Origin of the sequence: Streptomyces sp. NPDC012794, assembly GCF_042901085.1 — a bacterium.
Classification (GTDB): domain Bacteria; phylum Actinomycetota; class Actinomycetes; order Streptomycetales; family Streptomycetaceae; genus Streptomyces.
This window is the reverse complement of record NZ_JBIBCI010000005.1, coordinates 88,928-114,758: the sequence shown is the minus strand read 5'-3', so window position 1 is coordinate 114,758 and position 25,831 is coordinate 88,928. Positions and strand designations below refer to the sequence as shown.

General features: G+C 73.4%; 23 protein-coding genes. 12 read left to right on the top strand and 11 right to left on the bottom strand.

Annotated features, from left to right (window positions below):
- The first annotated feature begins 151 nt into the window (after positions 1-151).
- The 4 genes from ACFY7H_RS11360 to ACFY7H_RS11345 all read left to right on the top strand — a co-directional run bounded on the left by ACFY7H_RS11360 (position 152) and on the right by ACFY7H_RS11345 (position 5,793).
- Positions 152-1,258, top strand: a complete 1,107-nt coding sequence (locus ACFY7H_RS11360; RefSeq protein ID WP_388936534.1) for a nitronate monooxygenase — start codon at positions 152-154, stop codon at positions 1,256-1,258.
- 15 nt (positions 1,259-1,273) lie between these two features.
- Positions 1,274-2,833 carry an acyl-CoA synthetase gene (locus ACFY7H_RS11355; RefSeq protein ID WP_388936530.1) on the top strand — a complete coding sequence of 520 codons (1,560 nt, stop codon included), beginning with the start codon at positions 1,274-1,276 and terminating at the stop codon, positions 2,831-2,833.
- 216 nt (positions 2,834-3,049) lie between these two features.
- Positions 3,050-4,186 carry a calcium:proton antiporter gene (locus ACFY7H_RS11350; RefSeq protein ID WP_388936528.1) on the top strand — a complete coding sequence of 379 codons (1,137 nt, stop codon included), beginning with the start codon at positions 3,050-3,052 and terminating at the stop codon, positions 4,184-4,186.
- Positions 4,187-4,296: 110 nt separating this feature from the next.
- Positions 4,297-5,793, top strand: coding sequence for a fatty acyl-CoA synthetase (locus ACFY7H_RS11345; RefSeq protein WP_388936525.1), 1,497 nt, complete (start codon positions 4,297-4,299; stop codon positions 5,791-5,793).
- A gap of 62 nt (positions 5,794-5,855) precedes the next feature.
- Here the strand turns inward: ACFY7H_RS11345 and ACFY7H_RS11340 are convergent, their stop codons facing one another.
- The 4 genes from ACFY7H_RS11340 to ACFY7H_RS11325 form a co-directional block, all read right to left on the bottom strand.
- Complete coding sequence (locus tag ACFY7H_RS11340; protein ID WP_388936522.1) at positions 5,856-6,203, bottom strand: hypothetical protein; 348 nt, start codon at positions 6,201-6,203, stop codon at positions 5,856-5,858.
- Between the two features lie 12 nt (positions 6,204-6,215).
- Positions 6,216-7,055: a YhjD/YihY/BrkB family envelope integrity protein gene (locus ACFY7H_RS11335; RefSeq protein ID WP_388936520.1), complete on the bottom strand. Its 840-nt coding sequence runs from the start codon at positions 7,053-7,055 to the stop codon at positions 6,216-6,218.
- 101 nt (positions 7,056-7,156) lie between these two features.
- On the bottom strand, positions 7,157-8,482 hold the full coding sequence (paaK, locus tag ACFY7H_RS11330; protein WP_388936517.1) for a phenylacetate--CoA ligase PaaK: 1,326 nt from the start codon (positions 8,480-8,482) through the stop codon (positions 7,157-7,159).
- A gap of 527 nt (positions 8,483-9,009) precedes the next feature.
- Complete coding sequence (locus tag ACFY7H_RS11325) at positions 9,010-10,641, bottom strand: acyl-CoA synthetase (protein WP_388936513.1); 1,632 nt, start codon at positions 10,639-10,641, stop codon at positions 9,010-9,012.
- Positions 10,642-10,814: 173 nt separating this feature from the next.
- Between ACFY7H_RS11325 and ACFY7H_RS11320 the strand changes: the two genes are divergently transcribed.
- The 5 genes from ACFY7H_RS11320 (at position 10,815) to ACFY7H_RS11300 (ending at position 15,310) form a co-directional block, all read left to right on the top strand.
- Positions 10,815-11,615, top strand: coding sequence for a crotonase/enoyl-CoA hydratase family protein (locus ACFY7H_RS11320; RefSeq protein WP_388936511.1), 801 nt, complete (start codon positions 10,815-10,817; stop codon positions 11,613-11,615).
- A gap of 84 nt (positions 11,616-11,699) precedes the next feature.
- On the top strand, positions 11,700-12,662 hold the full coding sequence (locus ACFY7H_RS11315) for a Zn-ribbon domain-containing OB-fold protein (RefSeq protein WP_388936508.1): 963 nt from the start codon (positions 11,700-11,702) through the stop codon (positions 12,660-12,662).
- The gene (locus ACFY7H_RS11310; protein ID WP_388936505.1) at positions 12,662-13,729 is read left to right on the top strand and encodes a thiolase domain-containing protein; all 1,068 of its coding nucleotides are present in this window, start codon (positions 12,662-12,664) and stop codon (positions 13,727-13,729) included. Before ACFY7H_RS11315 ends, ACFY7H_RS11310 begins: the two co-directional genes overlap by 1 nt.
- Positions 13,726-14,901, top strand: a complete 1,176-nt coding sequence (locus tag ACFY7H_RS11305) for a thiolase domain-containing protein (RefSeq protein WP_388936503.1) — start codon at positions 13,726-13,728, stop codon at positions 14,899-14,901. The genes ACFY7H_RS11310 and ACFY7H_RS11305 overlap by 4 nt, the downstream gene beginning before the upstream one ends.
- A gap of 169 nt (positions 14,902-15,070) precedes the next feature.
- Positions 15,071-15,310 carry a DUF397 domain-containing protein gene (locus ACFY7H_RS11300; RefSeq protein ID WP_388936500.1) on the top strand — a complete coding sequence of 80 codons (240 nt, stop codon included), beginning with the start codon at positions 15,071-15,073 and terminating at the stop codon, positions 15,308-15,310.
- Between the two features lie 27 nt (positions 15,311-15,337).
- Here the strand turns inward: ACFY7H_RS11300 and ACFY7H_RS11295 are convergent, their stop codons facing one another.
- Entirely contained in the window at positions 15,338-15,877 is a 540-nt protein-coding gene (locus ACFY7H_RS11295) for a hypothetical protein (RefSeq protein ID WP_388936498.1), read from the bottom strand.
- Positions 15,878-16,052: 175 nt separating this feature from the next.
- On the opposite strand from ACFY7H_RS11295, the gene ACFY7H_RS11290 reads away from it, so the two are divergent.
- A complete protein-coding gene (locus ACFY7H_RS11290; protein ID WP_388936496.1) occupies positions 16,053-16,517 on the top strand; it encodes a hypothetical protein in 465 nt (154 codons plus the stop codon).
- A 25-nt stretch (positions 16,518-16,542) separates the two neighbouring features.
- On the opposite strand, the gene ACFY7H_RS11285 is transcribed toward ACFY7H_RS11290, so the two are convergent.
- Genes ACFY7H_RS11285 through ACFY7H_RS11270 form a run of 4 tightly spaced genes read right to left on the bottom strand, consistent with a single transcriptional unit; the run spans position 16,543 to position 19,959 of the window.
- Positions 16,543-17,967 (bottom strand): NAD(P)/FAD-dependent oxidoreductase, encoded by a 1,425-nt coding sequence (locus tag ACFY7H_RS11285; RefSeq protein ID WP_388936494.1) that lies wholly within the window; start codon positions 17,965-17,967, stop codon positions 16,543-16,545.
- Positions 17,964-19,154 (bottom strand): MAB_1171c family putative transporter, encoded by a 1,191-nt coding sequence (locus tag ACFY7H_RS11280; protein ID WP_388936492.1) that lies wholly within the window; start codon positions 19,152-19,154, stop codon positions 17,964-17,966. Before ACFY7H_RS11280 ends, ACFY7H_RS11285 begins: the two co-directional genes overlap by 4 nt.
- 2 nt (positions 19,155-19,156) lie before the next feature.
- Positions 19,157-19,687, bottom strand: coding sequence for a toxin-antitoxin system, toxin component (locus ACFY7H_RS11275; RefSeq protein ID WP_388937480.1), 531 nt, complete (start codon positions 19,685-19,687; stop codon positions 19,157-19,159).
- 14 nt (positions 19,688-19,701) lie between these two features.
- A complete protein-coding gene (locus ACFY7H_RS11270) occupies positions 19,702-19,959 on the bottom strand; it encodes a hypothetical protein (RefSeq protein ID WP_388936490.1) in 258 nt (85 codons plus the stop codon).
- A gap of 404 nt (positions 19,960-20,363) precedes the next feature.
- Between ACFY7H_RS11270 and ACFY7H_RS11265 the strand changes: the two genes are divergently transcribed.
- On the top strand, positions 20,364-20,864 hold the full coding sequence (locus ACFY7H_RS11265; protein ID WP_214942325.1) for a hypothetical protein: 501 nt from the start codon (positions 20,364-20,366) through the stop codon (positions 20,862-20,864).
- Positions 20,865-20,922: 58 nt separating this feature from the next.
- Here ACFY7H_RS11265 and kstD read toward each other — a convergent pair whose 3' ends face one another.
- Complete coding sequence (kstD, locus tag ACFY7H_RS11260; protein ID WP_388936486.1) at positions 20,923-22,722, bottom strand: 3-oxosteroid 1-dehydrogenase; 1,800 nt, start codon at positions 22,720-22,722, stop codon at positions 20,923-20,925.
- Between the two features lie 199 nt (positions 22,723-22,921).
- Complete coding sequence (locus ACFY7H_RS11255; protein WP_388936483.1) at positions 22,922-24,046, bottom strand: aminoglycoside phosphotransferase family protein; 1,125 nt, start codon at positions 24,044-24,046, stop codon at positions 22,922-22,924.
- A gap of 231 nt (positions 24,047-24,277) precedes the next feature.
- On the opposite strand from ACFY7H_RS11255, the gene ACFY7H_RS11250 reads away from it, so the two are divergent.
- On the top strand, positions 24,278-25,771 hold the full coding sequence (locus ACFY7H_RS11250; RefSeq protein WP_388936481.1) for a hypothetical protein: 1,494 nt from the start codon (positions 24,278-24,280) through the stop codon (positions 25,769-25,771).
- The last annotated feature ends 60 nt before the right edge of the window (positions 25,772-25,831 follow it).

Here is a 25,831-nt window from a genome sequence, read left to right as displayed (position 1 = left end):
ATCCGTTCGGCCTGCCGCCCCGGGCGCTCCGCACGCTACTGGGTATCTGCCCGCCCGCCGGGGAGCCTCCGCACCGGTCCGCCCGCAAGAATCTGACACTGCATCAGAAAATCTCTTCCCTCGGCCGCCGCCCTGCGGCATCCTCACGCCCATGGAGACGGAGCTGAGCAAGGAACTGGGTGTCGAGCACGCCATCTTCGGCTTCACGCCCTTCCCGGCGGTCGCCGCGGCCATCACGCGCGCGGGCGGTTTCGGTGTACTCGGCGCCGTCCGCTACACCGCCCCCGACGACCTCAAACGCGACCTCGACTGGATGCAGGCGCACACCGGCGGCAAGCCCTACGGCCTCGACGTCGTCATGCCCGCCAAGAAGGCCGTCGACGGCGTCAGCGAGGCCGACATCGAGGCGATGATCCCCGCCGGACACCGCGCCTTCGTCCGCGACACCCTCGCCAAGCACCAGGTCCCCGAACTCGCCGAGGGCGAGGCCTCGGGCTGGCGGATCACCGGCTGGATGGAGCAGGTCGCCCGCAACCAGCTCGACGTCGCCTTCGACTACCCCATCAAACTCCTGGCGAACGCCCTCGGTTCCCCTCCCGCCGACGTCATCGCCCGCGCCCACGAGAACGGCGTCCTCGTCGCCGCCCTCGCCGGCAGCGCCAAGCACGCCCGCCGCCACGCCGAAGCCGGCATCGACATCGTCGTCGCCCAGGGCTACGAGGCCGGCGGCCACACCGGCGACATCGCCACCATGGTCCTGGTCCCCGAGATCGCGGAAGCCGTCGCCCCGCTCCCCGTCCTCGCCGCCGGAGGCATCGGCAGCGGAGAGCAGATCGCCGCCGGACTGGCCCTCGGCGCCCAGGGCGTCTGGCTCGGCTCCCTCTGGCTCACCGCCACCGAGGCCGAGCTGCATTCCCGTGCCCTCACCGAGAAGCTCCTCGCCGCCGGCTCCGGCGACACCGTCCGCTCCCGCGCCCTCACCGGCAAACCCGCCCGCCAGCTGCGCACCGAATGGACCGACGCCTGGGACGACCCGGAGGGGCCCGGCGCCCTCCCCATGCCGCTCCAGGGCCTGCTCGTCGCCGAGGCCGTCTCCCGGATCCAGAAGTACGAGGTCCGGCCGCTGCTCGGCACCCCGGTGGGCCAGATCGTCGGCCGGATGAACAGCGAGCGCAGCGTCCAGGCCGTCTTCGACGAGCTCACCCGTGGATTCGAGCGCGCCATCGACCGCATCACCCGTATCGCCGGCCGGTCCTGAGGAGTGAGAAGCAGCATGACCGACACGCAGCAGCTGCCCAACGGATTCTGGGCGCAGGCCGCCGCAGACCCCGGCCGCACCGTCCTGTACACCCCCGCGGGCGAGGAGTGGTCCGCCGGCCGGCTGCACGCCGACGTGAACCGCCTCGTCCACGGCCTGCGCGCGGCCGGGCTGGAGAAGGGCGACGCCTTCGCGGTCGTCCTGCCCAACGGCGTCGAGTTCTTCACCGCCTACCTCGCCGCCTCCCAGGCGGGCTTCTACCTGGTGCCCGTCAACCACCACCTCGTCGGGCCCGAGATCGCCTGGATCGTCTCCGACTCCGGCGCCAAGGTGCTCATCGCCCACGAGCGGTTCGCCGACGCCGCCACCGCCGCCGCCGAAGAGGCAGGGCTCGACCCCGGCCGCCGTTACGCCGTCGGAGCGGTCCCGGGCTTCCGGCCGTACGCCGAACTCCTCGACGGCCGCAGCGCCGAACCGCCCGCCGGCCGCACCCTCGGCTGGGTCATGAACTACACCTCCGGCACCACTGGCCGGCCGCGCGGCATCCGCCGTCCGCTGCCGGGCAAGCCCCCGGAGGAGACGTACCTCGGCGGGTTCCTCGGCATCTTCGGCATCCGCCCCTCCGACGGCAACGTCCACCTGGTCTGCTCGCCGCTCTACCACACGGCCGTGCTCCAGTTCGCCGGCGCGTCCCTGCACATCGGGCACCCGCTGGTGCTGATGGACAAGTGGAGCCCGGAGGAGATGCTGCGTCTGATCGACCGCCACGCCTGCACCCACACCCACATGGTCCCCACCCAGTTCCACCGCCTCCTCGCGCTCCCGCAGGAGACGAAGGACGCCTACGACGTCTCCTCGATGCGGCACGCCATCCACGGCGCCGCACCCTGCCCGGACCACGTCAAACGGGCGATGATCGACTGGTGGGGCCGGTGCGTGGAGGAGTACTACGCGGCCAGCGAAGGCGGCGGGGCCTTCGCCACCGCCGAGGACTGGCTGAAGAAGCCCGGCACGGTCGGCAAGGCCTGGCCGATCAGCGAGCTCGCCGTCTTCGACGACGACGGCAAGCGACTGCCCCCCGGAGAACTGGGCACCGTCTACCTCAAGATGAACACCGGCGGCTTCAGCTACCACAAGGACGAGGACAAGACCCGCGAGAACCGCATCGGAGAGTTCTTCACCGTCGGCGACCTCGGCTTCCTCGACGAGGAGGGGTACCTCTTCCTCCGCGACCGCAAGATCGACATGATCATCTCGGGCGGGGTGAACGTCTACCCGGCGGAGATCGAGTCCGCCCTGCTCACCCACCCGGCCGTCGCCGACGCCGCCGCCTTCGGCGTCCCCCACCCGTCCTGGGGCGAAGAGGTCAAGGCAGTCATCGAACCCGCCGAGGGCTTCGAGGCGGGCGACGCGCTGGCGGCCGAGATCCTGCACCACTGCGAACGGCGGCTGGCCGGCTACAAGCGGCCGAAGTCGGTCGACTTCATCCAGGCGATGCCCCGCGACCCGAACGGCAAGCTCTACAAGCGCCGCCTGCGCGACCCCTACTGGGAAGGCCGCGAGCGCGCCGTGTGACGGCGCCCGCCGTCCGCCCGGACCCACGGCGGCCCCGCCGGCCCGCTCCCGCAGCCGACCGGCGCGGCCACCGTGGCGCGCGTACTCCCCACCCGAAGAGCGGATCCGCCCCACGCCTGTCCGCCACGCACCGACATGTCGTGAGAAAAGCCACTTCAGGCCCCGGATGCGCGCCCCACGGCGCACCCCGGCGGCAACTCTGGCAACTTGGCTCGCATGAGTACGGCAACGCGCAGGTCCCCCCTGACCGACTGGACCCTCCTGGTCCCCGTGGTGGCGCTCCTCGCGCTCGTCCTCAGCTGGGGACGCGACCTGCCCGGCCCCGCCGTGGCCCTGGTCGCCCTCTGCCTCGCGGGAGCGGTCCTCGCGGCCGTGCACCACGCCGAGGTCGTCGCCCACCGGGTCGGCGAACCCTTCGGCTCCCTCGTCCTCGCCGTCGCCGTCACCGTCATCGAAGTGGCCCTGATCGTCACCCTGATGGCCGACGGCGGCGACAAGACCGCCTCCCTCGCCCGCGACACGGTCTTCGCCGCCGTCATGATCACCTGCAACGGCATCGTCGGCCTGTCCCTGCTGGTCGGCGCCCTGCGCAATCGGGTCGCCGTCTTCAACGCCGAGGGATCCGGCGCGGCACTCGCCACCGTCGCGACCCTCGCCGTGCTGAGCCTGGTGCTGCCGACCTTCACCACCAGCAGGCCCGGCCCCGAGTTCTCCTCCGCCCAGCTGACCTTCGCCGCCGTCGCCTCCCTCGCCCTCTACGGGCTGTTCATCGCCGTCCAGACGGTCCGCCACCGGGACTACTTCCTCCCCGTGGACACCGCCGGCGCCGGCCCGCACTCCGGCGCCGGCCCGCACTCCGGCGCCGGCGCGGGCGACGACCACGCCGAACCGCCCACCGCCCGCGCCGCCCTCATCAGCGTCGGCCTGCTCTTCGCCGCCCTCGTCGCGGTCGTCGGCAACGCCAAGGCGGTCTCCCCGACCATCGAGAAGGGCGTCTCCGACGCCGGACTGCCCCACGCCGTCGTCGGCGTGATCATCGCCCTGCTCGTCCTGCTCCCCGAGACCCTCGCCGCCGTCCGGGCCGCCCGCCGCAACCGCGTCCAGACCAGCCTCAACCTGGCCTACGGCTCCGCGATCGCCAGCATCGGCCTGACCATCCCCGCCATCGCCCTGGCCTCCGTCTGGCTGACCGGGCCGCTGCTGCTGGGGCTGGGGGCCATCCACATGGTGCTGCTCGCGCTGACCGTGGTGGTCGGAGCCCTCACGATCGTCCCGGGCCGCGCCACCCTCCTCCAGGGCGGAGTACACCTCGTCCTGCTGGCCGCGTACCTCTTCCTCGCCGTCAGCCCGTAGCACCGGCGGCCCCTGGCACCCCCGGCACCCCCGTCGGCATGCCCTCCGGGCCGTCCCCGGCCGGTGCGGCGATATTGACCCGGCGACGGGGCCGGGCGAGGATCACGGCCATGACGGCAGTGCGGCACCAGACGGTCGACGGGCTCGTACGGGACAGCGCGCGGCGCGGCCCCGACCGGGTCGCCCTGCGCTACCGGGAGCGGAGCTGGACGTACGGGGAGCTCGACGCGGCCGTCTCCACCGGCGCCGCCGTGCTGCGCCGTCGGTACGGGCTGTCCGCGGGGGACCGGGTCGCGGCCTTCGCCCACAACTCCGACGCCTACCTCATCGCCTTCCTCGCATGCGCCCGCGCCGGGCTCGTCCACGTCCCCGTCAACCAGAACCTCACCGGCGAGGACCTCGCGCACATCCTCGGCGACTGCGCGAGCTCCCTGGTCCTCGCCGACCCGGATCTGGCCGGGCGGGTCCCCGACGGGCACCCCGTACGGGCGCTGCGCGACGCGCCGGGCTCGTTCCTGTCCGAGCTGTCCGAGCCGCTCGCGTACGAGCCCGCCGGTGATCCGGCGGCGGTGGTACAGCTGCTCTACACCTCGGGGACCACCGCACTCCCCAAGGGCGCGGTGATGACCCACAGCGCGCTGGCCCACGAGTACGAGAGCGCGATCGAGGCCCTGGACCTGGGCGCGGACGACCGGCCCGTCCACTCGCTGCCGCTCTACCACTCGGCACAGACACACGTCTTCCTGCTGCCCTACCTGGCGGTGGGCGCCCAGAACACCATCCTGGACGCACCCGTCGCCGAGGACCTCTTCGACCTGGTGGAGGCGGGCGCCGACAGCCTCTTCGCGCCGCCCACGGTGTGGATCGCGCTGGCCGGCCACCCCGAGTTCGCGCGGCGGGACCTCGGCGCCCTGCGCAAGGCCTACTACGGGGCCTCGGTCATGCCGGTCCCGGTGCTGGAACGGCTGCGGGCCCGGCTGCCCGGGCTGGGCTTCTACAACTGCTTCGGGCAGAGCGAGATCGGCCCGCTGGCCACCGTCCTGGGTCCCGGGGAGCACGAGGGGCGGATGGAGTCGTGCGGGCGCCCGGTGCGCCACGTGGAGGCGAAGGTCGTCGACGAGGACGGCGCGGACGTGCCCGACGGCACGGCCGGGGAGGTCGTCTACCGCTCCCCGCAGCTGTGCCTGGGCTACTGGAACGACGACGAGGCCACCGGGAAGGCCTTCCGGGACGGCTGGTTCCGGTCCGGTGACCTCGCGGTACGGGACGCCGACGGGTACTTCACCGTGGTCGACCGGGTGAAGGACGTCATCAACTCGGGCGGGGTCCTCGTGGCCTCCCGGCAGGTGGAGGACGTGCTCTACACCCACCCCGGCGTGGCCGAGACGGCGGTCGTCGGGCTGCCCGACGAGCGGTGGATCGAGGCCGTCACGGCAGTGGTCGTCCCCCGCGGCGAGGTCACCGAGGCGGAGCTGATGGCCTACGCCCGCGAACGGCTCGCGCACTTCAAGGCACCCAAGCGCGTGCTGTTCGTGGAGGCCCTCCCGCGCAACGCCAGCGGAAAGATCCTCAAGCGCGAGCTCCGCGACCGCTTCGGCACCGGCTGAGACGCTCCCGGCCGCCGAGCCGCTCCCGGCGCCGTGGCGGAATCGGCCGCAGGGAGGGGCCGTCAGGCGTCGAAGTCCGTACCCCGGCTGACCGCCTCCCAGGTACGGGCCTCCGCGCGGGCGGTGTCCGCGTGGGCCAGGATCGCGGCGGCCGCCTTCACCGGGTAGCCGGTCTGTTTGCCGTCGCTCCCGGGGAGCCCGGTGCGGACGGTGCCGACGGTGCCCTCGTAGGCCGGCAGCAAGGCGGCCGACCGCTGGAGGGCCCCGCCGCCCGCGAACCCCGTACGGAAGGCGCCGGGCTCGACGATCAGTGCCTTGATCCCGAAGGCGGCCCCCTCGCCCGCCGGCGCCTCCGTCAGCCCCTCCAGGGCGAACTTCGTCGCCGGGTACGTCCCGACGCCGGGGGTCACCCCTGTCCCGGATCACGAGAAGGGCCCGGGTGCGGGGGGCAGTACCCCGTCCGCGCGCAGCCGGCGCAGCGTCAGGTGCTCGTGGGCGAGGCGCCCGAGCATGGCCCCTCCGTAGACCACGAAGCCGACGCCGACGAGCCAGGACTGGACGACCAGCAGCGTCCCGAACGGCCCGTACGTGACGGCGTTCGAGGCGATCAGCGGGGAGAACACCATCTGCGAGAAGACCCTGAGGCCCAGGAGCCCGAGACTGGTCGCCACCGCCCCGGGCAGCAGCGCCCGCCAGCGTACCCGGCCGCCCAGCAGGAGCCGCCCGGAGCTCCAGAAGAACAGGCAGGTGCCGACCGTGTCGCTGAAGGTGCTCACCGCCGTGCCCGCCACGGTGTCGGACGGGGAGGGGGTCCCGACCAGCAGCGCCAGATAGCAGACCAGCAGCGCCAGCCACACGACGTGCCGCCACATGGTGTGCCAGCGGGCCGTCGGCAGGTCCCACACCTTCTCGTAGCCGGTCTGCACGGCGGAGCCGAAGGTCAGGCCGAACACGGCGAGGGCCGCCAGCCCGAAGGCGGTGGTCCGCTCCAGTGCCAGGTCCGCCGCCCCGAACAGCATCTCGACCCGGGACCGGGAGGCCTCCGTCACGCCGAGGGCCTGTCCCAGCCAGCGGCCGAAGTTGGAGCCGCTGCCCGGCGCGGCCGCCGCCACGACCACCAGCAGCGGCACCAGGGTGAGGAACCCCAGAGCGGCGAAGCCCATCGCCCGGTGCATCAGCTCGATCTCCCGGCCCCGGCTCCAGGCCAGCCCGGCCGGGGAGCCCTGGAGCCGGGCGTGGAGGCGCCGGAGGATCGAGGTCACACCTCGTGCCCTACCCGTACGGGCCCGGCCGTTCCCGGGAGCGGTACCGAAGTGGGCCCGAACAGGTGGTTCCGGCCGTCCGCCGGTGTGGCCCGGCCTCCTCAGGAGGCGTGCGGTTCCCGGAGGTCCCTCACCCGCCTGATCTTGCCGACGGAGCGCTCCAGGCTCTCCGGTTCCACCACGTCGACGGCGACGGACACCCCCACGGACTCCTTGACCGCCCGCACCAGCTCCGCGGCCGCCGCCCGCCGTCTCCCGGCGTCGGCGTCCCGGCGCGCCTCCACGCGCACGGTGAGGGCGTCGAGACGGCCCTCCCGCGTCAGCCGCAGCTGGAAGTGCGGGGCCAGGCCCGGGATGCGCAGGAGTATCTCCTCGACCTGCGTCGGGTAGAGGTTCACCCCGCGCAGGATGATCATGTCGTCGCTGCGGCCGGTCACCTTCTCCATCCGGCGGAAGGCGGGGCGGGCCGTTCCCGGGAGCAGCCGTGTCAGGTCCCGGGTGCGGTACCGGATCACCGGCATGGCCTCCTTGGTGAGGGAGGTGAACACCAGTTCCCCCGGTTCACCGTCCGGCAGGACCGCCCCGGTCAGCGGATCGATCACCTCGGGGTAGAAGTGGTCCTCCCAGATGTGCAGGCCGTCCTTGTGCGAGGCGAACTCCTGGGCGACGCCCGGTCCGATGACCTCGGACAGGCCGTATATGTCCACGGCGTCGATGCCCAGCCGGTCCTCGATCTCCCGGCGCATCTCCTCGGTCCAGGGCTCGGCGCCGAAGATCCCGGTCCGCAGCGAGGTCCGGCGCGGGTCGATGCCCTGGCGCTCCATCTCGTCCAGCAGGGTGAGCATGTAGGAGGGGGTCACCATGATGACCTCCGGGCGGAAGTCCTGGATCAGCCGGACCTGGCGGTCCGTCATGCCGCCCGAGGCGGGAACCACCGTGCACCCCAGCCGCTCCGCGCCGTAGTGCGCGCCCAGGCCGCCGGTGAACAGGCCGTACCCGTACGCGACGTGCACGATCTGCCCCGGCCGGGCGCCCGCCGCACGCAGCGAGCGGGCGACGACATCGGCCCAGGTGGCCAGGTCCCCGTCGGTGTAGCCCACGACCGTGGGGCGGCCCGTGGTGCCGCTGGAGGCGTGGATGCGGCGCACGTCCGCGCGCGGCACGGCGAACATGCCGAAGGGGTACTGCTCGCGCAGGTCCGCCTTGGTGGTGAGCGGAAAGAGGGACAGGTCCGCCAGTGAGCGGCAGTCGTCGGGCCGGGCCCCCGCCTTGTCGAAGGCCTGCCGGTAGAAGGGCACGTGCTCGTACGCCCGGTGCAGGGTCGCCCGCAACCGCTCCAGCTGGAGCGCCGCCAGCCCCTCGGCGCTCAGCCGCTCGCCTTCGTCCTGGAGATCCCCGAGGTCATCGAGACCCGCACGCGCCGTCATTGCCGTCACCTCATCGTCGAGAGTCGGACCACCAACCCAACCGAACGTTCATTCGGTAGCCTGCCGGACCTCGCCGGGTAAATCAATGACTCGAACGAGTGATCGTCTGATCAGATGGCCCCTGCCTGCCCTCACCACCTACCCCGACCGCCTGGGCGGCGGACCTCGGAAAGGGGGCGCTGGAGCGGCTCGCGGCCGCCCGCCTCCGGGCCGGCGCCGAGCCGTACGACACGGCCATCGCGGCCTACGAACGGATCTGCGGGGCGCCGACACGGACGCGGAACGGCAGAGGGCCGCCCCGCTCTTCTACGGACGCTGGGACGACGCCGCGCGGGCCGACATCGCGGCCGGCGAGCAGGACCAGAACGCGAAGGCCGCGCCGGCCTTCGCGGGCCCGGGCGCCTTCGGCCCGCCCGCCACCCGCGCGGCCCTGCGGCACGTCGAAGGGGAGGTGCTGGTCCTCGCGGGCGAACTGGACGGCAACCCGCCCCCGCCCCGGCGGTCACCCCCTCCGGGCCGCCGCCGGTTCAGCGCCCCGCGTCGGCCTCCTTGGCCACCGCCTTCGCCCACCGGTAGTCCGCCTTGCCGCTAGGGGAACGCCGCACGGCGGGCGTGATCACCAGCTGCCGCGGGATCTTGTAACCCGCCAGCCTCGTCCGGCAGTGGCGCTGGATCTCCTCCAGCGTCGGCTCCGGCGCCCCCCGCCGCACCTGCACCACCGCGGCCACGCGGTTGCCCCAGGTCGGGTCAGGGACCCCCGCCACCAGGGCGTCGTACACGTCCGGATGCGACTTCAGCGCCTGCTCGACCTCCTCCGGATAGACCTTCTCGCCGCCGGTGTTGATGCACTGCGAGCCGCGGCCCAGCACCGTGACGATGCCCTCCTCGTCGACGGTCGCCATGTCACCGAGCAGCACCCAGCGTTCCGTGCCCTTGCGGAAGAAGGTCTCCGCCGTCTTCGCCGGGTCGTTGTAGTAGCCGAGCGGGACGTGTCCGCGCTGCGCGAGGCGGCCCGGCACGCCGACCGCCACCGGCTCGTGCGTCACCGGATCGACCACCTGCGTGCGGTCGTTGACCTGCAGCCGGAAGCCCTTCTCCGGGCCGGAGTCGTCCGTCGCCCGGCCATTGGAACCGGACTCGGAGGAACCGAAGTTGTTCAGGAGCAGCACGTTCGGCACCAGCCGCTGGAACTCGGCGCGGACGGTCTCCGACATGATCGCGCCGGAGGAGGAGACGCTGAACAGCGAGGACAGGTCCGTCCCCTTGAGCGGGCCGCTCAGCGCGTCGATCAGCGGCCGCAGCATGGCGTCGCCGACCAGCGACACGCTCGACACCTTCTCCTTCTCTATCGTGCGCAGCACCTCCTCGGGGACGTACTTGCGGTGGATGACCACCCGCTGGCCGTAGTTGAAGGCGATGAACGAGGTCAGCGTGGACGTGCCGTGCATCAGCGGGGGAGCGGGGAAGAAGGTGAGCCCGGCGCCGCGCGCCGCGACCCGCTCGGCCAGTTCCTCGGGCCGCTTCACCGGCTCCCCGGAGGGTTCCCCGCCGAAGAGCCCGGCGAAGAAGAGGTCCTCGGCCCGCCACATGACGCCCTTGGGCATGCCGGTCGTACCGCCGGTGTAGATGATGAAGAGGTCGTCGGGGCTGCGCTCCGGGAAGCCGCGCTCCGGGGACCCGGCCGCCTCGGCGTCCGCGTACGCCACCGGCACGACCGCCGGCTCCGGCACCCCGGCCGGTGCCTGCCCGACCCGGACCAGGTGCCGCAGCCCCGGCGTCTGCGGCAGCGCGGCGGCCACCCGCTCCGTGAACTCGCCCTCGAAGACGAGGGCGGCGAGGTCGGCGTCGTTATAGAGGTAGACCAGTTCCTCCTCCACGTACCGGTAGTTCACGTTCACCGGCACCAGGCGGGCCTTGAGGCAGGCCAGTACGGTCTGCAGGTACTCGATCCCGTTGTAGAGGTGCAGCCCCACGTGCTCGCCGGGCCGCAGTCCGCTGTCCAGCAGGTGGTGCCCGACACGGTTCGCCGCAGCGTCCAGCTCCGCGTACGTCAGGCGGCGCTCGGCACCGGTCCCGGGGTGGTCGACGTACACCAGCGCCTCGCGGTCCGGGACCACGTCCACGACCGATTCGAACAGGTCGGCAAGGTTGTACTCCACCGTTCCTCCTGACCCGAAGTGCTCACGGCTGGGCTGCTCGGCGGTCATTAGAGCGCCGCCCGGTCCAAGTGGGAAGGGCGCATGCCAAGAAAACTGACTGGGTGTCAGGAAACTATTGAACTGGACCGGACCCTGCTGCAACCTGTTCTAGGTCTTGAGACGGGAGGACGGCAATGGGTGGGACCGAACACCTGACCGCGGAACGCCGCGGCGCCACTCTGGTGCTCACCATGAACAGGCCCGAAGCGAAGAACGCGCTCTCGCTTCCCCTGCTGGTGGGCCTGTACGACGGCTGGCTGGAGGCGGACGCGGACGACACGGTCCGCTCGGTGGTCCTGACGGGCGCGGGCGGTGACTTCTGCGCCGGGATGGACCTCAAGGCGCTGGCCGGCCGGGGGATGGCGGGCGACCAGTACCGGGACCGCCTCAAGGCCGACCCCGACCTCCACTGGAAGGCGATGCTCCGCCACCACCGGCCGCGCAAACCGGTGATCGCGGCGGTCGAGGGCTACTGCGTGGCGGGCGGCACGGAGATCCTCCAGGGGACCGACATCCGGGTCGCCGGGGCCGGGGCCACCTTCGGACTGTTCGAGGTCAGGCGAGGACTGTTCCCGATCGGCGGCTCCACGGTCCGGCTGCCCCGGCAGGTCCCGCGCACACACGCGCTGGAGATGCTGCTGACGGGGCGCCCGTACTCGGCCGAGGAGGCGGCGCGGATCGGCCTCGTGGGGCGGGTGGTGCCGGACGGGACGGCGCTGGAAGCGGCGCTGGAGACGGCGGAGCTGATCAACGCGTGCGGGCCGCTGGCCGTCGAGGCGGTGAAGGCGTCGGTGTACGAAGCCGCCGAGCTGACGGAGACGGAAGGCCTGGCGGCCGAACTGACGCGGGGCCGGCCCGTCTTCGAGACGGCCGACGCGAAGGAAGGGGCACGCGCCTTCGCGGAGAAGCGGCCGCCGGTCTACCGCCGGGCGTGAGCGCCGTCCCGCAGCCCCCCGCCACCGCCCGGTGGCCGTTCCGATCGCCCGGTCCCACCGCCTGCGAGAATCGGAGAGACATCCATGACAGCCGCGTCCCCGCCCGAGGTGCTGCGTGCGCCCCTCGTCGTCGAGTTCCCCTTCACCCGCTCCCTCGGACCCGTCCAGAGCGCCTTCCTCACCGGGCTCCGGCAGCGGGCCGTGCTCGGCGTCAGGACCTCCGACGGGCGGGTCATGGTGCCGCCCGCCGAGTACGACCCCGCCACCGCCGAGGAGATCCGGGAGCTCGTCGAGGTCGCCCCCACCGGTACCGTCACCACCTGGGCGTGGAACGGCGAGCCCCGCCCCCACCAGCCCCTCGGCACCCCCTTCGCCTGGGTCCTGGTGAGGCTCGACGGCGCCGACACCGCGATCCTGCACGCCCTCGACGCCCCCGGCCCCGACGCCGTGTCCACCGGGATGCGGGTGCGGATCCGCTGGGCCGCCGAGCGCACCGGGGCCATCACCGACATCGCCTGCTTCGAGCCGTACGGGGGCCGCCCGGAAGAAGGCGGCGCCGCACCGCACGACGGGGTGTTCGCCGACCCCGTCACCGGCATCGTCGCCGAGGCCCGCCTCGACTACACCTACAGTCCCGGCCGCGCCCAGACCGCCTACATCAACGCGCTCTCCGAGCGCCGCACCGTCGGCGAGCGCTGCCCCTCCTGCCACAAGGTGTACGTTCCCCCGCGCGGCGCGTGCCCCACCTGCGGGGTGGCCACCACCGAGCGGGTCGAGGTCGGCCCGGCCGGCACCGTCACCACCTTCTGCATCGTCAACATCAAGGCGCGCAACCTCGACATCGACGTCCCCTACGTCTACGCCCACATCGCCCTCGACGGCGCCGGCCTCGCCCTCCACGGCCGGATCGGCGGCATCCCGTACGACCAGGTCCGCATGGGCCTGCGCGTCGAACCGGTGTGGACCGACGGCGGCCGATACCCCGACCACTACCGCCCCACCGGCGAGCCGGACGCGGACTACGACGCGTACAAGGAGCTGCTCTGATGCCCCGGAACGCCCGCCACGCGCGCGAGGTGGCCGTGGTCGCCTTCGCCCAGAGCGACCACCTGCGCCGCACCGACGAACTCAGCGAAGTCGAGATGGTGATGCCGGTCCTGCACCGGGTGCTGGCGGCCACCGGGCTCAAGGCGGGCGAGATCGGCTTCACCTGCTCCGGTTCCAGCGACTACCTCGCAGGCCGGGCCTTCTCCTTCACCATGACCCTCGACGGGGTCGGCGCCTGGCCGCCGATCTCCGAATCGCACGTCGAGATGGACGGCGCCTGGGCGCTCTACGAGGCCTGGGTCAAGATCCAGACCGGTGAGGCCGACACCGCGCTCGTCTACGCGTACGGGAAGTCCTCGCCCGGATCCGTACGGGACGTCCTCACCCGGCAGCTCGACCCGTACTACCTGGCCCCCCTCTGGCCCGACTCGGTGGCCCTGGCGGCCCTCCAGGCACAGGCGCTGATCGACGCGGGCGACACCGACGAGGCCGCGCTCGCCGCGATCGGCGCCCGCAGCCGCGCCTGCGCCGAGGACAACCCGCACGCCCAGCTCAGCGGCCCCGTCCCGCAAGGCGACTACCAGGTGCGGCCCCTGCGCACGGGCGACTGCCCGCCCATCGGGGACGGCGCGGCCGCCGTCGTCCTGGCCGCGGGGGACCTCGCCCGGCGCCTGTGCGAGCGGCCCGCCTGGATCACCGGCATCGACCACCGCATCGAGGCCCACGGCCTCGGCCTGCGCGACCTCACCGACTCCCCGTCCACCCGGACCGCCGCCGAGCACGCCGGGGTCTTCGACGCCCCCGTCGACACGGCGGAACTGCACGCGCCGTTCTCCTCCCAGGAGGTCGTGCTGCGCAAGGCGCTCGGCCTGGGCGAAGCGGTGGCCGTCAACCCCTCCGGCGGCCCCCTCGCCGCCAACCCGATGATGGCCGCCGGCCTCGTCCGGATCGGCGAGGCGGCCGCCCGCATCCACCGCGGCGAGTCCCGGCGTGCCGTCGCACACGCCACCTCCGGCCCCTGCCTCCAGCAGAACCTGGTCGCCGTCCTGGAAGGGGACCGAGCATGAGCACACCGGGCAAGGAGCCCGTGGCCGTCGTCGGGATCGGCCAGACCAAGCACGTCGCCGCCCGGCACGACGTCTCCATCGCCGGCCTGGTCCGCGAGGCGGCGGCCCGCGCCCTCGCCGACGCGGAGCTGACCTGGGCGGACGTCGACGCCGTCGTCATCGGCAAGGCCCCCGACTTCTTCGAGGGGGTGATGATGCCGGAGCTCTACCTGGCCGACGCCCTCGGCGCGGTCGGCAAACCGATGCTCCGCGTCCACACGGCGGGCTCCGTCGGCGGGTCCACCGCCCTCGTCGCCGCGAACCTGGTCGCGGCCCGCGTCCACCGCACCGTCCTGACCCTCGCCTTCGAGAAGCAGTCCGAGTCCAACGCCATGTGGGGGCTCTCGCTCCCCGTCCCCTTCCAGCAGCCGCTGCTGGCCGGCGCGGGCGGCTTCTTCGCCCCGCACGTGCGCGCGTACATGCGGCGCACCGGCGCCCCCGACACGGTGGGATCGCTCGTCGCGTACAAGGACCGGCGCAACGCGCTCAAGAACCCGTACGCGCACCTGCACGAGCACGACATCACCCTGGAGAAGGTCCAGGCCTCGCCGATGCTCTGGGACCCGATCCGGTACTCCGAGACCTGCCCCTCCTCGGACGGCGCCTGCGCGATGGTCCTCACCGACCGTGCGGGCGCGGCCCGTTCGCCCAGGCCCCCCGCCTGGGTGCACGGCGGTGCGATGCGCAGCGAGCCGACGCTCTTCGCGGGCAAGGACTTCGTCTCGCCCCGGGCCGGCAAGGACTGCGCGGCCGACGTCTACCGGCAGGCCGGGATCACCGACCCCCGCCGGGAGATCGACGCGGTCGAGATGTACGTGCCGTTCTCCTGGTACGAGCCGATGTGGCTGGAGAACCTCGGCTTCGCGCAGGAGGGCGAGGGCTGGAAGCTCACCGAGGCGGGCGTCACCGAACTGGACGGCGACCTCCCGGTGAACCCCTCCGGCGGGGTGCTGTCCACCAACCCGATCGGAGCCTCGGGCATGATCCGCTTCGCGGAGGCGGCGCTCCAGGTCAGCGGCCGGGCCGGGGAACACCAGGTCCCCGGGGCACGCCGGGCCCTGGGGCACGCGTACGGCGGCGGCGCGCAGTTCTTCGCGATGTGGCTCGTCGGAGCGCAGCCGCCGAGTTCCTGACGTGCGGGCGCGGCCGCCGGGTACCCGACGCGCGCAAGCGCAGCCGCCGGGTGCCGACGGAGGCGCTCCGCCGGACCCGCCGCGCGTCACTGCCCGCGGCCTGTGCGGCGCCCGCCGCGATCGCTACCCTGGGCCCCCGACGACGTACCGTAACGGGAGGAGCACGCACGTGGCCGAGAGCACGACTTCGCAGCCGTCCGCCGGCTGGGGCAGGCCCGAGCTCGATCTCAGCGGGGCCGACTGGCAGGGCAGCAGCCGGGGGGTGGGCGACGTGCAGGTCGCCTTCGTGGAGGGGTTCATCGCCATGCGCAACGGCGAGCGCCCCGACGGCCCTTCGCTGGTCTTCGCGCCGCGCGAGTGGCGCAAGTTCGTGCTCGGGGCGCGCGGCGGCCGCTTCGACCTGACCTGACCCGAGGCGGGACGGGGGCCCGCGGCGTCAGGCCGGGCGGGCGGACAGCCGCAGCGCGACCTGGAGCTCGTGCTCCCCGGACACCGTACCGAGGTGCTCGCCGGCGAAGGCGTCCTCCAGGACGGCGCGGACCTGGCGCACCGGCTCGGCGGCGCCGTCGAGCTCCGCCGTCACCGGTGCCGCCGGCCGGGCCCGGGGGCTCGCGGCGGCGGCCCGGTTGCGGACGTCCACCGTCGTCGACCAGACGCTCGTGGCGGCCGCGGGCCCGGCAGCCCCTTCCAGCACCGGCGGGGTCATCCCGGGGAACGCCTCCGCCAGGACGCCGAGCACGGCGTCGGCGCCCGCCCGGTCGCAGTGACTGACCAGTACGTTCACCTCGGCCTCCGCCGAGGGGCCCGCCTGCGCGCGCGCCTCGTCCACCCGGGCCGCGTCCGCGGCGGGGCCGGAGCCCGTACCGGTGCGGGAGGGAGCGCCCGGCGCACGGCCGTGCTCGTCCAGCATGGCCCCCGCGTCCGGGAGCAGCGCGCCGCGCCGCTCCGGGGCGTCGTACCCGCGGTTCGTGTTCATCGATTCGCCTCCGGGTCGGGTGCGGCCCCGCGCGGAGCCCGGGGACGACCGTGGACCGGCACACCAGGGTGCCTCACCTGGCGGCTATCCGCGTACGGCCGCGGCAAACCCGCCCGCGCGTCCCGCTCGCCGAATCCACTGGCGCCGCCGCACCGGGCGCCCTACGGTCTTGCCGGTGGACATCGCCTTCAGGAAGCTGCCGGGGAACCGGCACGAGATCACGGTCACCGGCCGCCGCGGCCCCGACGTACGGCTGCCCGCGCAGCCCACCGGCCCGACGCTCCCGCACGACCTCGCCCACGCCGCGGTCGAGGAGGCGCTGGGCATCACCGACGGCTTCTGGGGGGCGGTCGCCGACGGCGCCACCTTCCAGGGGTTCGAGATGACCGAGCCCGGCCGCCACCGCCGGTCGGGTCTGAGGGTGCTGCGCCGCAAGGGAGACGCCGTGATGGCGGCGGAGATGGCCGTCAACTGGGCGTACCGCGCCTGGTCGGGGCTGCCCGTCACGGGACGCGGCGTGGGCCGTCCCGTGCTGGGCGAAGCCGACCTGGAGCGGGCCCGCACCGCCCTCGACGCGGCCTCGGCCCGCTGGACGGCGCTCCCCGAGGACGGCTCCCTGACCTGGCGGTGGCACGGCTGAGCCCCTCGCCCCGAGCCACCCGCGGTCAGGCCCGGGACCGCAGCGCCGCGACCGCCGCCCGCTCCGCCGGCCCCAGCGGCGGCCCGGTCAGCTGCGCCCGGCGCGGCCCCAGCAGGGCCGCCAGCAGCACCGGCGGGGTGAACAGCCGGGTGGCGGGCCGCTCCAGGGTCATCACGTCGGTCACCGCCCGGGCCACCCGCCCGTTGCCGGTGCTCGTGCGCATCAGCCGGCGTACGTAGGCGGCGGCGACCCGCTCGGCCGCCGTCGGCCCGCTCTCGGTGGCACCGGGGTAGAAGACGTCGTTCCCCGTGGACAGGGCCCACGCGGCGGCCACCGGACCCGCGACGGCCTTCTGGACACGGGCGGCCAGCCGCGCGTCGGCCCAGCCGTACCGGGCGACGGCCTCCCGCAGCGCGAGGGCGCTCTGCGCGGCCACCGACATCCCGTGCCCGTACACCGGGTTGTAGGCGGCGACCGCGTCCCCGAGCACCAGGAACCCGCTGGGCAGCGCGGCCTTCTCGTAGTGGTGCCTGCGGTTGACGGTCGTACGGGTGCGCACCACGTCCGTCAGCGGCTCCGCCCCGGCGATCAGCTCGCTGACGATCGGGTGCCGCAGCCCCCGGGCGAAGGCTCCGAAGGCCTCCGGATCGGTGCTGGGTTCGCCGCCGCGCGTCCCCGACAGGGTGACGAGCCAGCGGTCGCCCTCGATCGGGACCAGCGTCGCGGACCGGCCCGGACCGGCCTCGCGGGGATCGGCCTGGACGTTCACGACCAGCGGGAACGTGCTGCCCAGGTCCGCCGGGGCCCGGAAGATCCGGCTGGCGTAGACGAGTCCGGGGTCGACCGTCCGTACGGCGGGCCCGGCCACCCCCAGCTCGCCCAGCCACCGCGGCGTACGGGAGGCGCGCCCGGAGGCGTCCACCACCAGGTCCGCGTCCAGGACCCGCTCCACGGCGTCCGTCCCGCGCACCCGCACCCCGGTGACGCGCCGGGCGTCGCCCGTCAGGCCCAGTACCTCGGTGCGGTCGGTGACGGTGACGTTCGGCAGCGCCGCGACGGCCCGGCGGACGTGCCAGTCGAGCAGGTCGCGGCTGGCGATCAGCACGTAGTGGGACTCCCGCGCCCAGCGGCGGAACCAGCCCTCGGGGGAGAAGCCCACCATGTTCGTGGGCAGCGCGATCCGGTGGGCCCCGTCGCCCCTGAGCGCCCCGATAGTGCCGGGCAGCAGGGAGTCGATGGCAGCGGCCCCGCCGGACCACAGCAGGTGCGCGTGATGGGCCTGCGGAAGCCCCTTGCGGGACACGGGCCCGTCCGGCAGTGCGTCCCGCTCGACGACGACGACCTCGCCGGAGCCGGCCCCGGCGAGCGCGGCGGCCGTGAGCATGCCGGCCAGACTGCCCCCGGCGACGACCGAGGTGTGCCGGGCGCGTGACGGCGGTGAACTGCTCATGGACTCACGCTCTCTCGGTGGTCTGAGGGGCCGGACCGGGCGCGGAAGGCGGTGACGGCGGGGGACCGGCGCAGGGCCCTGGCCACCGCGACGAGGTCGGGTGCCGCCGCCGGGCCGGGCACCGGGCCGTCCTCCGGCTCGGCCCCGGCACCCCCGCGCAGGGCCGCGATCGCGGCGACCACGGCCACCGCGTCGGCGGTCGCCGCCGCCCGCTCGGCGGCCTCGCCCCGGGCCCGGGCCTCGGCTAGGGCCCGTTCGCGGACCTCGGGGTCCATGTACGGCTGGAGCCGCAGCAGCCCGTCGCTGATCCGGGTCCTGCGCTGGACCAGGCGACGGCTGATGGAGGACCGGCGGGGCAGCCGTACCGAACCGGTGTCCAGTCCGGCCAGTTCGCGTACGAAGGGCGCGAGGCACCGGTAGTGGTAGTAGTCGGTGCAGATCCCCTGGAGCGCCTGGCCGGCGTGGGGCAGGATGAAGCCGACGGCGATGAACAGGGCGCACACGGAGGCGATGGGCGGGGCCACGTACGTGCTGAGCCAGTCCAGGTCGTGGCCGTTCCAGCGGGCGAACACCGCCGTGAGCTTCACCGTGTCGTAGCAGAGGTTCAGGATGAACCCGATGACCAGGAGCACCAGGCCGGAGCGCAGCCAGCCCGAGACCTCCCGCAGCCAGGACCAGGTGACGACGGCGGTGATCGCGCAGGCGGCGGTGTGGGCCCCCAGGTAGAGCATGATGTGCTCGCGCATCCAGGGGGTGTTGGCGTAGTACGTGTCCAGGTCCCGCAGCCGCTCGACCGGGACCTCGGCGAACGCGAAGGTGATCCACAGACCGGCCACCACGGTCGCGTAGACGACGCCGATCGTCCAGTTGGTCCGGCGCACCCGCCGGGGATCGCCGCCCCGCCAGTGGATGATCATGATCAGGCAGCAGGCGCAGAACATCGTGAGCAGCGTGTAGACCACCGGCGCCGCGAAGTTGCTGACACCGGTCGCGCTGTTCAGCAGGACCAGGGTCTTCGGCCGGCCGAAGTAGAAGACGGCCGAGGCCAGCAGGAGCAGGCCGCCGACGGCCCGGACGTTGGGGTCGATGCGCCAGAACCTCATCATGACCGGGAGCCGGATCGCGAAGGCCAGGGTGAGGATCGCCGCGGGTATGAGGTACGGGATGTAGTACTTGTCCGAGGTCACCGTCAACCGATCGGTCCGCGGTAGCCGAGCGCGTTGCCTATCCGGCCGGCGACATCGCTCCGGCGGGCGGCCCCGGCCGCGTCGCCGCCCGTCAGCCACGCCCTGCACCGGTCGCCGAGCATCAGTCCGAAGCTCTCGGCCTCGATCTCCTGGGTGTCCTCGTAGTGGGACCGCGCGGCGACACTGGCGTACGTCAGGTCCGAGGCGTCGGGCAGGGCCCGGGCCGCGTCGGCCGCCCCGCGCCCGTGGCCGGTGCAGTGGCCCGCCTTCATGTGCCACAGCTCGTGGCCCAGGATGACCAGTTGGTGGTCGGGGGTCGTGTACTTCTCCACCACGACGATGTCGTAGTCCTCCATGTTCAGCCACAGGCCCGAGGTGGTCAGCTCCGAGGGGAAGCGCTCGAAGCGCAGCACGATCGGGCGGCCGCCCCGGGTGCGGCTCATGGCGTCGCACAGGGCCCGGAAGAGGATCTGCGGCTCGACCGGAGCCTCCAGGTCGAGCGAAGAGGTCAGAGTGGCGCACAGTTTGCGCATCGACCGGGACAGGTTCACCGTGCCACCTCCGAGGAGAGGATCCCGCTGATCACCGCGGGCCCCACGGCCCGGTTCGCCGCCCGGGCGGGCGCGGGACGGGCGAACTCCTCGCCACGCGGCAGCGCCGCCGCCACGGGGACGCCGGCCCGCTCGGAGAGGGACACGGTGACGAGGCTCTCGTCCACGTCCAGTCGTCTCTCCGCGGCGAGTGCCCGTGTCCGGGCGGGCGTCGTGGTGAGGGAAAGCGGCGGACCGCCAACGGGGACAGTCATCTGTCTGTGCTCCCATACGTCCGAAGGGCAGATCCGTCTGCGCACCGGGGACGACGGTAGCGACGGCAGGTCCCCCGGGCGACAAGATCCCCACCGCCGAAGCGATCGTTGCCGAATCGAAAACGATCGATGACCGGACGTGGGGACGCACAGCAAGATACAGCCAGTGAGGCGGCCCGTGGCGGGAAAGGTGGCGTGACCGCAGCTCATCGAGCCGGCCCGCCCCCCGGGTAAGGAGTACCCGGCGCGCACACCCCATACCCGCAGGTCCGCAGCCCCGGCGCGGCCGGCCCCGGCGGGGCGCGGAACCCCTCCCGCGCCCCGCCCCGCACCGCCGTGCCCCGCTGCGCCGCGGGAGAGCCCCCGGCGCCGGAAAACCCGCGCGGCCACGTACCATGGGCCGCATGTCCTTCCTCCGCCGCCACCGCGCCGCCACACCCGCCGGCCCGGACTTCGACGTCCTGGCCATGGACCCGGGGGACTGGCCGGGCAACCTCGGGGCCGGGCTGCTCCCCGCGCCCGACGGCAGCTGCCAGGGCGTCTTCCTCCGCTACGACCTGTTCGGCGGCCGCGGCCCCGCGATGATCATCGGCAACCTCCCCGAGGGATCCCCCGCGCGCGAGCTCGCCGACGGCCAGGTCCCCTTCGAGGTGGCCCAGCTCCTCGACGCCCTCGAGAACGACGAGGACGTCGAGGTCACCGGGACCGAGGACTGCCCCGTCATGCAGGGCGACAACCTCCTCATCGTCCGCAAGATCAAGCTCTCCGAGGGCCGGATCTCCTGCGTGCAGTTCGACCGCAGCGACAACGTCCTCGTGACGATCGCCAGCTGGGACCGCCCGATCACCGACGACCTCTACGCGCTGCTGAAGCCGCTCCCCGCCGAGCTCTTCCAGCAGGGCTGACCCGGGCCCCAGACCGTTCCGTCAAAGCGGCGCCGGCCGGCGATGCCGCCGGCACCGACTAGCGGCTGTCAGCGATGTCGTTCGCCGCGACGTATCCGAACGTCATCGCGGGCCCGATCGTCGATCCGGCACCCGCGTAGCTGTGGCCCATCACCGCCGCGCTGGCGTTGCCCGCCGCCCACAGGCCCCGGATCACCGAACCGTCCGCCCGCAGCGCCCGCGCCCGGGCGTCGGTGACGATGCCGCCCTTGGTGCCCAGGTCGCCCGGGACGATCCGGAAGGCGTAGAACGGCGGCGCCCACACCGGCGCCAGGCACGAGTTCGGCATCACGTTCGGGTCCGTGTAGTAGTGGTCGTACGCCGTGTCGCCCCGGTGGAAGTCGGTGTCGGTCCCGCTCCACGCCTGGGCGTTGAACCGGTTGAGCGTCGCCCGCAGCGCACCCGCCGGCACCCCGATCTGCCCGGCCAGCGCGTCCCAGGTCCACGCCTTCTTCGCCGCACCCGACGCGAACCACGCCTCCGGCAGCGGCAGCGTCGGCAGGATGTCCTTGAACAGGTACTTGTTGCGGTAGTTCTGGTCCACGATCAGCCACGCCGGAATGTGCGAGCCCGTGGCGTCCCGGTCCTTCTCGTACATCACGTGCACCACGTCGCTGTACGGCGCCGCCTCGTTCACGAAGCGGGTGCCCGCCCGGTTCACCATCAGACCGCCCGGCAGGGTCCGCTCCGCCAGGCAGAAGTACGGCTCCCCGGGCAGCGGGATCGACGGCCCCCACCAGGCGTCCTCCATCAACGCCAGTGCCGCGCCCGCCCGTTCACCGGCCCGGATCCCGTCACCGGTGTTCTCCTTCGCACCCACCGACCACTCGGTGCCGATCGGCCGCTGCTGGTACCGCGCCCGCATCTCCGCGTTGTGCTCGAAGCCGCCGGAGCCGATCACCACGCCCCTGCGGGCCCGTACGACACCCCGTACGCCCTCCTTCTCCACCACCACCCCGGTGACAGCGCCGCCCTCCCGCACCAGGTCGACCAGCGGGCTGTTCAGCCACACGGGCACCCCCGCCCGCAACAGCCCGGCCCGCAGTCCGGCGGCCAGGGCCTGACCCATCGTCAGCGGTTTTTCGCCGCGCAGCGCGGCACTGGTGCCCCGCGCCAGGCACTCGGCGGACACCGCGAGCCCCTTCGCGCTGACCGCCGCGAGGTTCAGCCACTTGTAGTCCTGGCTGAACACCACCATCCCGGCGGGCACCGGCATGTACGCCGGGTTCAGGTGCGCCAGCTCGGCGCCCAGGAGGTTGCCGTCGATCTGGTCCGGCTCGATGGAGCGGCCGTTCGGCAGCCCGCCGGGCAGGTTCGGGTAGTAGTCGCTGTAGCCGTCCATGAAACGGAACCGCAGCGGGCTGTTCGCCATGACGAAGTCCAGCATCCGCGGACCGTTGTCGAGGAACGCCCGCTGCCGGTCGGCCGGCACCTGCGGCCCCACCACCGCCGACAGGTACGCCGCGGCCTTCTCCGGGGTGTCCGGCACCCCCGCGCCCAGGATCACCGAGTTGTTCGGCAGCCAGATCCCCGCGCCGGAGCGCGCCGCGGAACCGCCGAAGGCCAGGGCCTTCTCCACCACCAGTACGCTCAGCCCCCGCGCGGCGGCCGTCAGCGCGGCCGTCATCCCCGCCGCACCCGAGCCCACCACGACGACGTCGTACTCGTCGAGCGGGCGCACGGCGGCCCGCGCGGCCGCACCCGGCAGCACGGCGGCGGCGAGCACCCCGGCCCCCGTCCCGGCGAGGACCGCCCGGCGGCTGGGCGGCACGGCGCGCGGGCGGTCCGGGGTCTCGGTCACGGGCATGGCCTCGGTCATGGGCGGGCTCCAGCGGGGTGGGAGGAAGGCGGGCGGCTCGGGCGCTTCTGATGCCGAGTCAGAGAAACTGTTCCGGGGATCATGGGAAGTCAAGGCACGCGCGTGCAACGGTCCCGGCCCCGGACAGACCGAATCCCGTGCCCCGCACACTGGGTGTGCGGCACACGGGATCCGTGTTCGGTGCCGGACGGGCCGGCGGTCAGCGCGTGCCGACCGCCGCCCGGACCGCTCTACGCGCCACCCCCGCGTCGTCGTGCAGTCGCCGCAGCAGAAGACGCTGCTCCTCGCCCGAGGAAATCGCCCCCGCGGGCAGCGGCCGGTCCGGAGCGGACGCCAGCATGGAGCGCTGCACCGCCGTCTCGCACATCCGGATCTCCCGCGTCAGCACCAGCATCAGATTGACCAGGAAGGCGTCCCGCGCCGCCGGGCCCGCCGACTGCGCCAGCCGGCTGATCTGGCCGCGGGCCGCCGGGGCGTCACCCAGTACGGTCCACAGCGTGGCCAGGTCGTAGCCGGGCAGGTACCAGCCGGCGTGCTCCCAGTCGAGGAGCACCGGCCCCGCCGGGGACAGCAGCAGGTTCGACAGCAGCGCGTCGCCGTGGTTGAACTGCCACGGCGTACTCGCCGGCCGCAGTCCGTGCAGCAGCTTCTGCAGGTCGCCGAAGTCCCGGTCGGTCAGCAGGCCCAGCTCGTGGTCGCGCGAGATCCGCCGCGCGTAGTCCACGGGGTGCCCGAACAGATCAGCCGGGGGCTGCCACTGGTTCACCCGGCACACGGCTCCCAGCGCGGCCCGTACGTCGGGCCGCGGCGGCGCCTCCACCGGATGCCGCTGGAGTGCGGCGACCCGGCCCGCCATCCGCTCCACCACCAGGACGCAGTTCTCCGGATCGGCGGCGATCAGCCGGGGAACGCGGACCGGCGGGCGGTGCCGGACGAAGGTCCGGTACGCCGCTATTTCGTGCCGGTACCGCTCGCGCCACTCCGGCGAGTGGTCCAGTAAAACCTTCGCGACCGCGGTCATCCGTCCCGTCGTCCCGACCAGCAGGACCGACCGGCCGCTGCGGCGCAGGACCTGGACGGGGGCGAACTCGGGACAGATGCGCTGCACCGACGCGAGCGCGGTGCGCAGCTGCGCCCCCTGCGGCCCGGACAGGTCGATTCTTCCGCTGAGGGGCTGCGGTCCGCTTCCCGGCATCCGCCGAGCCCGTACGGCGCCCTGTGCCGGTACCGGCTGACGGCCCGGTTCGAGGTAGGAGCCGCCCCCCGCCTGGAGGGTGCGGTGCTGGCGGACCGGGGCGGACACGGAGGACGTTGCTGCGTACATGGCGTTTACGGTTCCCTTCGTGCGCCGACGAGTGCGTACGCCGCCCCGCCGGATCCCGTACTTCACCCTGGGGAGTTCCGCCGGTGAACCGGGGCGGGGAGGCGCATTCCTACCTGACACCCGCCCGCAGGTGGCGAACCACGGGGCGGCGGGTGGCGAACCCTGGCGAATAGTCGCTGGGCATCTGACGGGCGGCTACTGTCAAGTCAGCCGAGAACCTGGGGGCTTGACGTGAGCAAAGGTCCAAACACCCGTCTGAACGACCTGTTCGGCCTGGCCGGCTGGTCGAAGGGCGAACTCGCGAGGATGGTCAACCGGCAGGCGGCCGCGATGGGCCACCACCAACTGGCCACCGACACCTCGCGGGTGCGGCGCTGGATCGACATGGGGGAGACCCCGCGCGAGCCGGTGCCCACGGTACTGGCAGCACTGTTCACCGAGCGGCTCGGTCGTGTCGTGACCATCGAGGACCTCGGGTTCGTACGGCAGCGGCGCACCACCAGACGGCAGCCGGACGCGGTTCAGCGGAACCCCGACGGAGTGCCCTGGGCGCCCGAACGCACAGCCGCGGTCCTCACCGAATTCACGGGAATGGACCTCATGCTCAACCGTCGCGGCCTGATGGGCGCGGGAGCCGCGCTCACCGCCGGCTCAGCCCTCAGCAACGCCATGTACGACTGGCTGCACACCGAGCCCTCCGGTGCCCGGAACGCGCAGTACTTCGGCGACTCCCACCAGGCCGACCCGGCGGGCTACGACCGCTACGAGGCGGCGCCCATCGGCTCCCAGGAGATCGAGGCCCTGGAACGGTCCGTCGAGGTCTTCCGGGCCTGGGACGCCTCCAGGGGCGGAGGGCTCCAGCGCAAGGCCGTCGTCGGCCAGCTCAACGAGGTCGGCGGCATGCTGGCCTACCACCACCCCGACCACCTCCAGCGCAGGCTGTGGGGGGTGGCGGCCAACCTGGCGGTGCTGGCGGGCTGGATGTCGCACGACGTGGGCCTCGAACCCACCGCGCAGAAGTACTTCGTCATCGCCGCGCACGCGGCCCGCGAGGGCGGCGACCGGCCGCGTGCCGGCGAGGCCCTCTCCCGGGCCGCCCGCCAGATGGTGCACCTCGGCAAGCCGAACGAGGCCCTGGACCTGATGAAGCTGGCGCAGTCCGGCTCCGGCGAGCAGACCCTGCCGCGCACCCGCGCCATGCTGCACACCATCGAGGCCTGGGCGCAGGCCGCCATGGGCAAGGGGCAGGCCATGCGCCGCACCCTGGGGGAGGCCGAGGAGCTCTTCGTCTCCGACAAGGGCGACGTACCGCCGCCCTCCTGGATGCAGCACTTCGACGAGGCCGACCTGCACGGCATGCAGGCCCTGGCCTACCGCACCCTCGCCGACCACGACGCCTCGGCGGCGCCCCTCGCGGCACGGCACGCGCGGGAGGCGCTGCGGCTGCGCGGCGACGGCTACCAGCGCTCGCAGATCTTCGACTACATCTCGATGGCCTCGGCCTGCTTCCTCGCGGACGACCCCGAACAGGCCGACCGCTACGCACGCCTGGCGCTGGTCTCGATGAACGAGACCTCCTCGCACCGGACCTGGGACCGGCTCCGCGAGATGTACCGGCTCACCGGCCAGTACGCCGGGTACGCGGGCATCGAGGAGCTGCGCGAGGAGATCAAGCTGGCCCTCCCGAACAGCCCCGCCCCCGCCGCACGCGGAGCGGCGGTGTAGGGGTCGGGTGTCGTCGTGGGACGGGTACGGCCGGGGTGTGGAAGCCGGCGGCAGGCGGGA